The organism is Flavobacterium sp. NPDC079362 (assembly GCF_050267765.1).
GTDB classification, from domain to species: Bacteria; Bacteroidota; Bacteroidia; order Flavobacteriales; family Flavobacteriaceae; genus Flavobacterium; species Flavobacterium azizsancarii.
The window spans coordinates 77,044-90,948 of record NZ_JBNNFM010000014.1 but is presented as its reverse complement, the minus strand read 5'-3'; the positions used below and the strand labels follow the sequence as shown (position 1 = coordinate 90,948).

At 32.4% G+C, this 13,905-nt stretch carries 13 protein-coding genes; 8 read left to right on the top strand and 5 right to left on the bottom strand.

Going from position 1 to position 13,905, the window contains the following annotated elements; all coding sequences use genetic code 11:
- Positions 1–14: 14 nt before the first annotated feature.
- From ACQKCJ_RS13770 to ACQKCJ_RS13755, 4 genes are all read left to right on the top strand, one after another.
- On the top strand, positions 15–1,376 hold the full coding sequence (locus ACQKCJ_RS13770) for a mercuric reductase (protein WP_271336654.1): 1,362 nt from the start codon (positions 15–17) through the stop codon (positions 1,374–1,376).
- An 8-nt stretch (positions 1,377–1,384) separates the two neighbouring features.
- Complete coding sequence (locus ACQKCJ_RS13765) at positions 1,385–2,851, top strand: BCCT family transporter (RefSeq protein ID WP_271336655.1); 1,467 nt, start codon at positions 1,385–1,387, stop codon at positions 2,849–2,851.
- 71 nt (positions 2,852–2,922) lie between these two features.
- Positions 2,923–3,915 (top strand): L-histidine N(alpha)-methyltransferase, encoded by a 993-nt coding sequence (locus ACQKCJ_RS13760; protein WP_271336656.1) that lies wholly within the window; start codon positions 2,923–2,925, stop codon positions 3,913–3,915.
- Entirely contained in the window at positions 3,915–4,580 is a 666-nt protein-coding gene (locus ACQKCJ_RS13755; RefSeq protein WP_271336657.1) for an aspartate/glutamate racemase family protein, read from the top strand. The genes ACQKCJ_RS13760 and ACQKCJ_RS13755 overlap by 1 nt, the downstream gene beginning before the upstream one ends.
- A 284-nt stretch (positions 4,581–4,864) precedes the next feature.
- Here ACQKCJ_RS13755 and ACQKCJ_RS13750 read toward each other — a convergent pair whose 3' ends face one another.
- From ACQKCJ_RS13750 to ACQKCJ_RS13730, 5 genes are all read right to left on the bottom strand, one after another.
- The gene (locus ACQKCJ_RS13750) at positions 4,865–5,197 is read right to left on the bottom strand and encodes a gamma-glutamylcyclotransferase family protein (protein WP_271336658.1); all 333 of its coding nucleotides are present in this window, start codon (positions 5,195–5,197) and stop codon (positions 4,865–4,867) included.
- A 146-nt stretch (positions 5,198–5,343) separates the two neighbouring features.
- Positions 5,344–8,622, bottom strand: coding sequence for an AsmA family protein (locus ACQKCJ_RS13745; protein ID WP_427402212.1), 3,279 nt, complete (start codon positions 8,620–8,622; stop codon positions 5,344–5,346).
- A gap of 1,019 nt (positions 8,623–9,641) precedes the next feature.
- On the bottom strand, positions 9,642–10,433 hold the full coding sequence (locus ACQKCJ_RS13740; protein ID WP_271336660.1) for an SDR family NAD(P)-dependent oxidoreductase: 792 nt from the start codon (positions 10,431–10,433) through the stop codon (positions 9,642–9,644).
- Positions 10,434–10,482: 49 nt separating this feature from the next.
- The gene (locus ACQKCJ_RS13735; RefSeq protein WP_271336661.1) at positions 10,483–11,064 is read right to left on the bottom strand and encodes a TetR/AcrR family transcriptional regulator; all 582 of its coding nucleotides are present in this window, start codon (positions 11,062–11,064) and stop codon (positions 10,483–10,485) included.
- A gap of 159 nt (positions 11,065–11,223) precedes the next feature.
- The gene (locus ACQKCJ_RS13730) at positions 11,224–11,553 is read right to left on the bottom strand and encodes a cupin domain-containing protein (RefSeq protein WP_271336662.1); all 330 of its coding nucleotides are present in this window, start codon (positions 11,551–11,553) and stop codon (positions 11,224–11,226) included.
- Positions 11,554–11,725: 172 nt separating this feature from the next.
- Between ACQKCJ_RS13730 and ACQKCJ_RS13725 the strand changes: the two genes are divergently transcribed.
- The 4 genes from ACQKCJ_RS13725 (at position 11,726) to ACQKCJ_RS13710 (ending at position 13,883) form a co-directional block, all read left to right on the top strand.
- A complete protein-coding gene (locus ACQKCJ_RS13725) occupies positions 11,726–12,289 on the top strand; it encodes a hypothetical protein (RefSeq protein ID WP_427402211.1) in 564 nt (187 codons plus the stop codon).
- Positions 12,290–12,294: 5 nt separating this feature from the next.
- The gene (locus ACQKCJ_RS13720) at positions 12,295–12,744 is read left to right on the top strand and encodes a hypothetical protein (RefSeq protein WP_271336664.1); all 450 of its coding nucleotides are present in this window, start codon (positions 12,295–12,297) and stop codon (positions 12,742–12,744) included.
- 306 nt (positions 12,745–13,050) lie between these two features.
- Entirely contained in the window at positions 13,051–13,218 is a 168-nt protein-coding gene (locus ACQKCJ_RS13715; protein WP_271336665.1) for a hypothetical protein, read from the top strand.
- A 74-nt stretch (positions 13,219–13,292) separates the two neighbouring features.
- On the top strand, positions 13,293–13,883 hold the full coding sequence (locus ACQKCJ_RS13710) for a DUF6934 family protein (protein ID WP_271336666.1): 591 nt from the start codon (positions 13,293–13,295) through the stop codon (positions 13,881–13,883).
- Positions 13,884–13,905 lie beyond the last annotated feature (22 nt).

The following is a 13,905-nucleotide window of genomic DNA, read 5'->3' as shown; positions in this document are numbered from 1 at the left end:
AAAACAAAAATACTATGAAAAAGTTTGATTATATTATTATCGGAAGCGGACAGGCAGGTATTCCTTTGGCGTTTAGCTTATCAAAAGAAGGAACCGTTGCCATTATTGAAAAAAGTTTTTTGGGCGGAACGTGCGTCAATAACGGTTGTATACCGACCAAAGCTTATGTTGCCAGTGCCCGAAGAGTCTGGGATGCTTTTCATGGCGATGACCTAGGTGTCGAAATTCCTAAAGGAACAAAAGCCAATCTCAGAAAAATTAAAGCACGTAAAGACGAGTTGGTCAATGAATCCCGCTCTAATATTGAAAGAGCCATTAAGAGAGATGAAAAAATTAGCTTATATAATGGTGAAGCTCATTTTTTGAGCAATTATGAGGTTAAAGTTGGAGACACAATCCTGACTGCAAAAAAAATATTTATCAATGTAGGAGCAAGGGCAGTAGTTCCTAAGGAATATCAGGAAGTTCCTTTTTATACCAACGAAAATATTCTGGAAATTGAGGATATTCCCAAACATCTAATCATCATAGGCGGAAGTTATATTGGTTTAGAATTTGCTCAGATCTTCAGAAGATTTGGCAGTGAAGTCACAATCATAGAACGTAATAAGCAATTGATCAACAGAGAAGATAAAACAGTAACTGATGTCGTAGCTGAAATCATGAAGGCAGAAGGTGTCGATATTGTTTTTAATGCCAAAGATATTAGCGTAAAAGAGAATAATAAAGAAGGTATTACCCTGAACACCGATATTAAAGTAATAAAAGGATCACATTTGTTATTGGCCATTGGTCGTGCCCCTAATACTGATACATTGCAATTGGAGCATACGACAATCAAATTGGATGACAAAAAGTATATAAAAGTCAACAATTACTGTCAGACAAATGTTGAGGGTATTTTTGCCATCGGGGATTGTAACGGTGAAGGTGCTTTTACACATACTTCGTACAATGATTTTCAAATTGTAGAAAGCTTTCTTTTTAAGAAAAAGGAGCGAAAAATTAGCGATAGAATCACAACTTACGGATTGTTTATTGACCCACCGCTAGGCAGAATTGGAATGACAAAAAAAGAAGCTCTCGAAAAAGGACATGAAATTTTGGTAGGGTACCGCCCTATGACAAAAGTAAATCGTGCTAAAGAAAAAGCAGAAACTTTAGGTTTTATGGAAGCAGTAATCGATGCTAAAACCAATCTCTTTTTAGGTGCCTGTGTCTTAGGAGTGGGTGGGGACGAAATCATAAATGGGATTACGAATTTGATGTATGCCAAAAAGCCTTATACCGTTTTGAGGGATTCAATACATATTCATCCTACGGTAAGTGAACTTATCCCAACGATGTTAGAAGATTTAAAACCAATTGCTAAATAAGAAGTATTTTGATTTCAAAACTATCCAGTCATTTTCGGGCTAATAATCTACTTTTATACGGGATGTTTTTTGGTGCTGTATTCTTTATAACCGGAATTTTGGCACCGGATACCTTGCTGTCTGTTTTAAGTCATATCAATAAGCAGTTATTATCAGTTTTTAGCACTTATTATTTAGGATTGGGACTTCTTATAGTGCTTGCTTCTTTAGTGTTGCTGTTTTTGCCTATTCGAAACAAAAGACTGGGATCAGAGAAACCGGCTTATTCCTATTTCAGTTGGATTGCCTTATTGTACAGTACCGGAATGGGTTCCGGTTTATTGCTTCGTGCGGTACAGGAACCTGTTTATTATTTTAATAATAGTCCGGTTGCCACTACGAATGCAAAAGAAACAGCACTTCAATACACCTTTTTTCATTGGGGTTTTACGCCTTGGGCGATGTACAGCCTGTTTGGTTTATTAGTTGCTTATAATCTTTATATAAAAAAAGCACCTAATTTATTGCATGCCATAGTTCCCGATATAAAAAATAATATACTGAAGTTTAGCGCTATTCTCTTTATCGTATTAATCACTATTACGGGAGTAATCGCTTCATTAGGATTGGGAACGGCACAATTAATAGGCGGACTGAATTATACTTTTGAGGCAGAGTTTGGAACTTCTTTTTTATTGATCAGCGTGTTTGTAATGGGATGCATCGCTACTTATTCCGCATTGACGGGAATTACAAAAATGATTAAAATTTTGGCTGATTTTGATTTTGTTTTTTCCATTATTTTAATGCTTTTTGTGGCCTTGTTTCTAAATTTTAATCTTTATATAACTCAGACTTTTACGGCTTTTTATCAGTATGTGATTCATTTTTTTGAAATGAGTCTCGCTACAGGAGCTTATACAACCAAAGGGACTTTTACCCAGGATTGGACAGTTTTCTATTGGGCATTCTGGTTGGCGTGGGTTCCTTTTACGGGTATTTTTATTGCCCGCATTTCGAAAGGTAGAACCATAAAGGAATTTTTGATTGCTACAATTTTAGTACCTACTTTAGCCACTATCATCTGGTTTTCCATATTTGCCAATGCTGCTTTTGAGATAATAGAAAAGGGCAATAGTACACAGTTTGATAACGTGTTTAGTTCTTTGTTTGTTTTTTTAGAGCATTTTCCATTTCATGAAATTACCTTTTTGGTTGCAGGTCTCTTAGTCGCTATTTCTATTATTAATTCAGTCGATTCAGCCATTTTTGTATTAGGGATGTTTAGTGATAATGGCAATGAAAATCCCTCTAAAAAACATAAACTCGGTTGGGGTATTATCATTACGGCTACAGCATTAGGACTTACTGCTCTTGGTACAAGCGAACTGTTAAATGGAATTAGTAATCTGTTAATTATTATGGTTTTACCTTTTAGCTTTTTGTATCTTTATTGTATAGTAACATTCTTTAAACAGAACATTTTTCGAAAATAATATAACATCATGCATCGTTTCCTATCGTATTTTTAAGATAACTTAAAAATAAATAACCAATAGCCTTAATTATGAAAGAGACAGTCGTTTTAAATAAAAAGGAATCCCAAAAAAGTACATTAGAGCAATTTAAAAAGGAAGTTAATGACGGATTAAATGAGTCTTTGAAGACATTACCTTCAAAGTTTTTTTATGATAAAAAAGGAGATGCTCTTTTTGTCGAAATTATGCATTTGCCAGAATATTATGTTACGCGTTCAGAGCATGAAATATTTAAAGATAAAAGCGCTTCGATAATTAAAGCATTAGCATTAGATCAGGATACTTATTTTGAACTGATAGAACTTGGGGCTGGTGACGGCATGAAAACTAAGGAACTGCTACAGGAACTCTCTCGCGAAAATTACAAGTTTGATTACATTCCGGTAGATATTTCGCAGAATGCTTTAGAAAAATTAGAAAAAGATCTCAATCAGAAAATGCCCCATATTGCGGTAAAAACCAAACAAGGAGATTATTTCGAGGTTTTAGAATCATTAAAAGAAAATCAACATCCAAAAGTGATCTTGTTTTTAGGATCCAATATCGGGAATATGCCTGATGATGTGGCGGAAGTCTTTATTGCTAATTTGAGTGAAAATTTAAATTTTGGTGATAAGTTTTTTTTAGGTGTAGACCTAATAAAACCGGCAGCTATTGTTTTGCCTGCCTATAATGATAGTAAAGGGGTTACAGCTGCGTTTAACCTGAATTTACTGGAACGAATCAATAGAGAACTGGATGCTGATTTTGAAATTGAAAATTTTAAACACCAACCGGAATATGATGAAAAGCAGGGCATCGCAACTAGTTTTTTAGTAAGTACGAAAGAACAGGATGTATTTATAAAAAAGATCAATAAGATATTTCATTTCGCTAAAGGCGAGAAAATTTTAACTGAAATTTCAAGAAAATACAATGATAAAATTTTAGATAAAATTCTAAAAAAGACAGCGTTTGTTATCAAAGACAGAATTACGGATCGTAAAAAGTATTTTGCCAATTATGTTTTAGAGCATTTATAATGAAAATACAATCACTTGGTATATTGGGATTAGGAAGTCGCTCTACCCTTTTTTATATTAAGGAACTTAACCGCCTTTATCATAAAAAAAGAGCAGGATACAGTACTTGTCCCTTTACATTATTGAATACCAATTTTGATGTTCTAAATAACTTGCTCCCCAAACCTTCAAATAAGCTTAAAGTGCTCTTGAGTAATTATTTGACAGAATTAAGTCATTTGCAAGTAGATGCTGTTTTAGTTCCAAATATTACCCTGCATGAAACCATTGATAAGCTTAGTATAATGCCAAAAATTATTCATCCGGTGCATCTCACTATTGCCAAACTTAAGGATAAGGGTTTTAGTGAGATTATTTTATTTGGTTCCTTGCATACGATGGAATCGGATTACTTAAAATGGGCATTTAACAATCAAAACATTGCAGTATCACTTCCTGCAGTAGCAGAACGGGTCGTAATAGAGGACGTTCGTAAACATATTTATTGGGAAACAGAAAGTAAAGAGCTAATGCAGGAGTATGCTGATATCATCAAAAAATACAGTTCAAATAATGCACTGGTATTGGCTTGTACAGAATTATCGGTGGCTTGGACTACTATTGATAGTAACATTTTTGATATGTCCCGGATTCAAATTGAAGCAGCTGTTGAAAATATTGATTAACTCATCGATTCAGCGAATAGATATACTTAAAGATGCTTCTTCAACAGCTATTTATGGTTCCCGTGGTTACTGATACACTGACTCAGTCAAAAGGATTACTGCAATAAGGGTTTTAAAGGAATAAAATGATAACAAAACAGGATCTCGTATTTATTTCCTGTTTTGTTTTTTATGCAGCAAAAGAAACAAAAAAGGAAAAACTGTTCAATAATTTACGGAGTAATTTATTCAGGGGAAAAAACGCCAAAAGAACGTCGCCAAAGTTGTTTTAGTAGAACTGATTTTTACTTTTTTACGTAAATGAATCCTTTCTCACCTGATTGAAATTCGACTTCAATTCTTTTATAATCATCAACTTCATATTTATCAGCGTTTAGTATTTCAGTTTCTGATATTTTGAAAAGCATACCCTCAACTTTATCATTTAAATTGCCTGTAAAGTCAATTATTGGATGAAATTTTTGCCCGCTTTTTCGTAAAACTTCATGATCTGTTATTTCAACCATTTTTAGGGCATACCCTAATAAAGTCTCTTTTTTTCCAGTTAGCAGTCTGCCAAAAGTTTCCATTTGCACTTGCTCTTTTTGTAAAGTTCCGTAAGAAAATAAATTTAACATTGTTAACTTAGTTTTGTCGAGTCTGGACTTATATCATTCATGTAAAAATTTTACAAGTCACACTCTTATTTTAGTAGAATATTTTTTTTTGAAGCGTCCGGGACAAAATTATAGATATTTAGTAATTAACACAAGCTCAAAAACTTTTATCTTGATTTTAGTGTATCTAAAACTTTTGAATTTACAGGAGGTAACTTTAGGGTATCTCTTTCTCTGATTTGTCGCTCCGGCGCCTTCAGGTTATTGAGTTCACTCTCTTCTGAAAAAGTAGTGTCTTCTTTAAATTTACCTGTAGTAATTTTAAAATCGTCTGCGGTACCTGTAATTTTCATAGGAACATTAATAAGTCCCATTGGTGGCAGTCCTAATCGAAACCCGATATTTAATTTGCCATCCATAGTAACTTGCCCTTCAAGCTTACCTCTAAAAGTTGCCATTTTCATCGTTGTTGGCGTAATAGTCATCACATTATTTTTAATGGTAGAGTGAATGGCAATTTTATTAAATGAGGCTTTTTCTAAATCCGCGGCATCCGCTTTTTTAGCTACATGATTTAAAAGTTTAAAGTTTTTAAATTTAATATCTTCCAGTGTTAACGTTCCTTCTCCGGCTATCGATTTAAAATCAATATCCATATTTTGGTCAATACTTCCGGCAAGTTGGTAATCAACAGAAACCAAACCGTAGGCATCTTTAGCCATACTCACCATATCTGCAAAAATAGGTATCTCTGCATAGGCACGTTGAATATCAAAGTTACTGGCTTTAAAATGGGCATTGTATTTCGCTAGCAAGCGATGTTGCGCTTTATAATCTCCGGTCATCTCTATCTGGGTACCCGCCATATCAAAAGTCGCCTGGCTTACCTGAACTTTGCGGTCGTTGATATCCAGTGTTCCTGTAAAATTATTGATTTTATAAGAATCAAATTGAAGGAGATTCACTTTTGCCGTAATTTTTAAATCCGCTGTTCTGGGAATTCTAATGACGTAGTTTTTATTTTTAGTATTTACATTTTTAATGCCAGTGTTTATAGCAGTAGAATCTGTTTTTTGTGCTGTTTCCTCTTCAGCTTTAGCGTCAGTATATTTGGCAATCATATCAAAAAACTCGTTGGCATTAATGTGATTGCTGGAAAGGTCAATCTCTGCTTTAAGCTTTTCATTAGCGTCACGCAGGTATTTGCGATTAAACATATATCGGATAAAATTATGGATATAACCATTTAATACAACATCAGATTTACCGTATGTAGCATTAAAATCCTCAAAACGCATCTTATCTTTAAAAAATTTAAATGTACCCTTAGAAATTTGAAACGTTTCCGGAAATAAGGCACTTTTAATTACTATGTTTTTAGCTTCGAGCTTTCCGCCATTTTTAATGTTGTCGTAATTTTTGGCATCTAAATCTTTTTTAGAGCCTTTAGCGATAAGATTAGTCTGGATGATTCCTGAAACATTGACGTCTTTAATGGGGAATATCTGAGTTAATTTACCAATGTCCAAAGTTCCCTGAGTTTTGATATTGTATACTAAATCATAAAGGTTAGTCAGTTCCCCTTCAATTTTAAAAGGTGATCCTGCAAGAACAAATTCGACGGGCTGCAATTTGACATTTAGATCTTGTCCTGTACCTTTTTCGCTCGTAACAATTGCGTTTAAGTTTATATTTTGTATCGGAATATTTGGGAATTTAAGTGATTTTAAATAGCCGTTTTTAATGTTTACGATCGTTTTAGAGGATGGGTATCTTTTTTCTTTACGGTTTAAAACCCCGTGCATACTTACTTTTAAATTTAAATCTCCCTTAACTTCTAAACTGTCTAAAGGATAAAATTGATGTACCTCGGCTAAATTAATTTTAGATTCTAATTCAGTATCAACAGTAAAAGGATATAATTTATGAAGAGAGAAATTTCCGCGAATAAAATTATCCAGAGCTTCTATATTCAGATTGGTTACTTTACCTGAAATGTTACGTAAAATACTGTCTTTAGCCGTTAAACTTAAATTTAGATTAACATTTTTTATAGCATCTTTTCTCTTTAGATCTTTCAGATATCCATTTTTTAAGCTTGCATTAAACTCAAACTTAGGAATACTTTTAATTATAGTATCCATTTTATTTAAACGCGGGCTAAATCCCAGATCGCGTAAAAAGATACCATCGGCTTTTAAATTAAGAGCAATGTCTCCGCGAATATCAAGTCGGTTTAGGTTTAGTGTTTCTTTAAATTTTGCTAAATCTAAATGGGCAGAAACTGCAGTTTTAATTTTTAACTTTTTAAAGCCTTCTGAATGGAAATTCAGGACTGTTTTTTTTCCATCCAGATTAAACGACAGGTTTTCCAGATCAAATTTTAATTTGTTAATATCTAAGTCTTTGACCAAAGCCCTGGCATTGATATTAATTTCTTTTACAGGCTCTTTAATTTTTTTATAAGCAATGGTACCGCTATTAATTTGCAGATCTGCTAAAACCATTGGTTTCTCTGATTGGTCCTGCATGTACTTCCCACGTGCTATAATTTTGAAATCAATATTCCCTGTAATAGCCATCTGTTCTTTCCAATTGTCATAAGAAGGCGGTACAATCGATAGCATTTCCTCTATTGTAGAGTTTTTAGATTGCATGTGTAAATCAAAATCATATCCTCCTTTAATAAAAGCAAAATAACCGTTGAATGAGAAAGGAAAATTTTTGATCCGAATGTTATTGCGCTCGAACTTAAATTTAAGTTCTTTAGCATCTATATGCGTAATAATTTCCGCATTTATGGGTTTATTGTGTACATAATGAACCCCGTCTGCACTAAAATCAAACAATTTTATTTTGATATGAGAGTTAAGATCAAAAATATCAGCGCTTAAATCTCCTTCTCCTTTATAATTAAGATCTTGAATTTTAAAATCTAAAGGAGTGCTTTTATCGTTATAGGATATGTTTGTTTTGTTGACAATGATACGTTTAATTTTAAATTCGGTCGTAGTAGTATCTTTTGAAGCTCCTGAGGGTTTTACAATATTAAAATTTGCATTCCCGCTCGAATCTATTTCAAAGTTTAAATTTGCTGAGTCTAAATAAATAGCATCTAAAATAATTTTACCTTTTAGTAAACTATAAAAATTAACTCCAACTGCTGCTGTTTTAGCCTTTACCACATTTGATGATGCAAATTGAACTTTTTTGTTATCGATACTAATATTTTTAGCATAAACAATTAATGCAGGAAAGTGTTTAAAAACCGAAAGTCCAACTTCATCAAAAGAGATCTTTGCATCCAATTTTTCGTTTGCAATACTTTCTATTTTAGCTGTTATTTCATCTTTAAAAAAATACGGAACAACGGTTAGGATTATCAATAAAAGCAGCAGTAGTGATCCTGTAAAAATTGAAGTAATTTTTAAAATCTTTTTAATCATTTATTAACTTATTTATGGGTGACCAAAAATATAAACGGGATGGATAAAGCATATTTTTAGGGAGCAAAATTAACTAATCAAAATTAACCATTAAAATTTTAATTTGTTTTTAAATCAAATTACTCAATTGGAATTTTCAGTACAAGATAAAAGGTTGTCAGTTAATTGATTAAAAATAGTTGCCAGTGGCGAATGTTACTTATTAGAGGATATAGTCACAGTTTTCATTGCAAGAAAAATAGCTGGAGCAAACTTTTTCATGAAAATAAATATCCCTAGATGTTTACAAAATGCATTTGTAGGAACACACGTCCCTTGAGAATAACAACTAACCCAAAAATAGTTATAACGATTGTAATTTAACATTGGAAAAAGAAAATCGAATACCGGTTTTTCTCCAGTATTAGATTTTTAAAACTTCAGGGTATCTGTGATTTATTTGATCATATAATAAGAATCCCGTTTTTGATCAAATCCCTATATAGAACCTTGATATTGTAAAGAATCATATAAGTACATGGTAATAATGTATTTAATAATAAATTCTATTGATTTACTACTCTAATTATATTTCTTCCACTTGTAATACCTCAAATGTATTTAGTGCACTTAAAAAATGGAAATTTAATTTCTGCACGTAGTTAATAATATTGAACTTTTATAATTCTAAGTTCATTTATAAATGGAATATTTTTTTTTTATACTGTTTAAGTAATAATTATTTGTAAATAGTATGCGGTTTTTATGTTCCGTTGAGATACCTTGGCGGGACAAATTTCAACAAATTTTATGGAGGATTAGAAGAGATTGGCTTGTTATATGTAGGGTCTGTCTTTTATTGGCTTTATGAATATGGTTTGGATGTCCTATTGGGGATTGAAGGAAAATGTAGAGTCAAATATACATATCGTTAACCTCTTTTTATTAAAACCGACTTAGCTTTTTGTGCAAAATTGGAGGTATCTCCAATTTTCGTTGACCAAAAAGAATAATTTTTGATTGATTCAATTTTAGAATAATCAGATAGTTTTTAAAACACCTCCATCTGCTCGTAACGATGCCCCATTTGTTGCTATAGAAAGCGGACTTGAAAGATAAACTGCCAGCGAGGCAATTTCAGATGGATCAATAAAACGCTGTAATAAAGAATGCGGATTGGTCTGTTGTATGATGGCATTTTTCATTTGTTCAATCTCTATATTCTGTACAGAAGCGATATGTTCAATTGTTGAAGCAACACCGTCAGAATAAGTTGGTCCGCCTAAAATCGTATTCACTGTAACTTCCGTACCTCTAGTTAGTTTAGATAAACCATTACTTACTGCTGTCATTGCAGCTTTTGTCATTCCGTAATGAATCATATTTTCTGGAATATTCGCACCCGATTCGCTGCTGATAAAAACAATTCTTCCTGATTTTTTCTCCAGCATTTGAGGTAAAAGTTTTTTAGAAAGCCTGATACTGCTCATTACATTAATGTCAAAAATTCTATACCAATCTCCATCTTCCAGATTTTCAAAATCTTTTAATTCGAAAATGCCGACGTTATTAATCAAAATATCAATATTGTTTAATTTAGTTAATAAAGCAGTTACTTCTTCTTTTTTCTCAAAATCACAGACAATTCCCGAAACTAAGGCATCTGGAAATTCATTTTTTAATTTTTGTACTGCCAGATTTGTTTTTTCTTCATGCCTTCCATTAATGATAATTTCGGCTTTTTCATTTAATAATTGTTTGGCAATTGCAAAACCAATACCTTGTGTCGAACCGCTAATAAAAGCTCTTTTCCCTTCTAATTTTAAATTCATTTTTATTATTTTAATTTTGTAATGATTGATACATAAATAGTCAAAAAAATTAGCTGATAACAGCTAATTGCATTTCGATTTGATTTTTTAAGACATTTTTGTCTGGATACATTCTTCTGAGCGTATTAAGTCCGCACCAAAATGTTATGAGATATCTGCCAAGTATTTCCGGATCAGTCTGGGTTTTTAAATTTCCTTTTAATTTTTCGTCTTTAATTGCCTGAGTAAACATTTGTTCGACCTCTTTTAAAATCTGAACCGCATCTGCTTCCAGATTATCATCAATAAAAGTCATTTCTACAACCGTATTGGCAATAATACAGCCTTTAAGATGCTCATTTTCTTCTGCGGAAGCGATACTTCTAAAAAAATCTTTAATTAATTCTAATGGAAATTCGCTTTTGCTTAATTCCTTTTTAAAGGCGTCAAAAGCTAATAGTCGTTCTTCAATAGCTTTTTGAAAGACCTCTTTTTTGCCCCCTTTGAAAGTATTATAAAAACTTCCGGCACCGGCACCAGTTGCTTTTTGCAGATCACTCAATGAGGTAGCACTATATCCTTTCTGCCAAAAAACTTCCTGTGCTTTCTTTACAATATTAGCGTCTTGGTATATGGTAGGCCTTCCTCTCATTTTTTTATTTATTTTTGTAATGATCAATACAAAATTAGAAATAAAAATACGTTTGCTCCAAATTTTAAAGCAATTTTATTTTGTTAATTAAAAGATTGCATGAATTGCAGGGAGTTAATTTCTCATTTCCAGCAATCGATGACATCGGTTTGTATAACGCTACTGGATCTTAATAGAATTATATTGTTCGTCAGTAACAGGATCAAGCCAATCAACCATACCTTTTTCAGTATTGATACTTACAGCATAATGTATAAACCTTCCATTTGGTGTAGCGCCATGCCAGTGTTTGATACCAGGTAACACATTAATAACATCACCCACTTTTATTTGTTGAATGGAAAAACCTTCTTCTTGATAATAACCGATACCTTCTGTAACAATGAGTATCTGATTACTGGGATGTGTATGCCAGTTGTTTCTGCAATTTGGTTCAAATATCACTTCACCAATAGCACAATTTGTGTCTTCGTCTGGGAGAAGTCTCATTTTTAGCCAGGCGATCCCGGTAAAATAATCTGTTGCAACAAGACCGAATCCTTCCGGTGCTTTAGTTTTTTGTTCTTTTGCTATTGATTATGCACAATCTGAAGGTTGGAAGTTTGGAAGTAACTGGAAATCAGCACAAGATTTAATTGGTAATCCTGGTAAACCAAGCGATGTGATTTCACAAGAAACAAGTGATTTCTTATCTTCAAGAACTACGGCCACAAACTATCGTGAATTACTAACGCAAATAGGTGCAAGCCAAATAAATTCGGCTAATAAAGCCATGGCGGGTTCAGCAAGTGGTAGAGTAACTCCTCAAGAACTAGATTCTCCATTCTTTGTTTTAGCTGGTTTTATACCAAAGGGTTTTGCAATGGGTAGTAGCGCTAGTAGTTTTTATACTGTTCAGGGCGTTGAAGATGTTGCTAGACTTTTGAATGGAGGAGTTCCTTTTCCAGTTGGTTATACTAAATCATTTGTGGGTGAAGGTGTTTATTCTTTTGGAACCAAAGCAGATGCATTAAGATATAAGTCTATGTTAGAAGGATTTGGTTATACTGATTTACAAGTTTTAAGATTTAAAGTTTCTAATTATGGAAAGTTAAAAGTTTTCGATATGAGAGGTATTGGTGACGATGCGGCAAATGCATGGTTAGAAACTCATGCATATCCAAATAATCATACTTTTGACCATGTAATTAGACCATCAGGTAATTTTAATCAAATAAAATTTTAATAATTATGGGTGACTATGAATCATATTTTAGGTTATTTAAATCTTCATGGGGAATATTGATTGGCTTTAAAGGTGAGATTCTCGAAATGTCTGAGGAGTTTGAAATGAATGATTTAATCAAAATAAATGATTTTTTGTATTTGCAACTGAATATATCTAATGAAAATAAATATATTCATAACAATAAAACAAAACTTGAAAATGGAATACAGTGGGTCTCTGAGATTTTTCCAAAACAAAAGAAGGTTTTAATTAAAATAAATGAGATTGATTTAAACTTTTGTAATTTCCAAATAGAAGGTTTATTTTTTGGCATAGCAAGTTGGATTTGTAATTACTATAAAGTGGAAATGCCAAATTATCATTCTACATTTGATAAAGACTCAAATAAATATCTTTTTTCATTTGATGAGAATGATGAAATTTCGAAAAAATTACTTTATCCGCTTTCGTAAAAATTGTTATGACTATATGCAATTGTTGTCTATGCTGTTGGAATATATTCTGACTTCTGTCCACAATCTAAAGCAAACAAAAAAAGCCACTTCTATTACGGAGTGGCTTTTGATTGTTTATAGAGTTGATACATTTTTAGCAGAAAAATTTAAGGTTTATTAAATTTTTTAGTTTAGAAATTGTCAAGGCAGTTATTGCACTGTGGTGAAGCAATTGGACTAGAAGCTGTACTCTCCAGAATGATGAAACGACTTAAACGTGAATTTCATTATGTGAAGGACTTCAAGTAGTTCAAGCAGTCTAGAATGTCGATTTGGATTACAGAATTAGGACTCAGGCATGCACAGTATCTGGGAGGTTATCGATATGTGACCAGTGTTCAGCGGTATGATTTTAAAAGCATTAATGACTTAAAAATTGAAACTCGAATACAATCACCCGATGGAACGCTTTGGGAATTAGAAGTAAAATAACAGAGATGAAATTAAAAACGCTATAATTATCCTAATTAAGTGAGAATGATATTTACATTTGTAAAAGATAAGATTTGGATTTTTTAGAAAAGGCGTATAATTATAATTTTGAAGGTATTACTAATGAAGTTTATCAGTTTAGGTTCATTAGTACAGGAATACAGGAAATAACGAAAATAGTTTCCATTTCACCCGTTGATAAAAGCCACAATTGGTATAATGTAGGTTTTGGAAATTTGGAAAATAATGACGGTTCAGTAAGAGTTAATGATTTAGCTGAAATCAACAATAACGATTATGATGAGGTTTTAGCGACTGTTTTTATGTGTATTCTTCATTTTTTCAATTCTAATCGAGATTGCACCATATTGTTTTTTGGAAATACACTACATAAACACAGGCTTTACAAACAGAAAATATCTTCAAATATTAGTAGTTTGGAACAATATTTGGATATATCAGGAGGCAAGATAGAAGAAGAAATAACAATTATTGAAAAAAAGCAAACAATAACAAGGAAAGGAAAAGAACATGAAAGAACGATACGGGAAAAAGACCTTACATCACTCCAAAAGGATATTGTAGTAAAACAGATTGAAAAGTACAATAAAGATAAAACAGCTGACTATCAATTTGTTTTGTTTAAACTGAAAAACGACCAATAATTATTGGATAAGTAAAAAAATA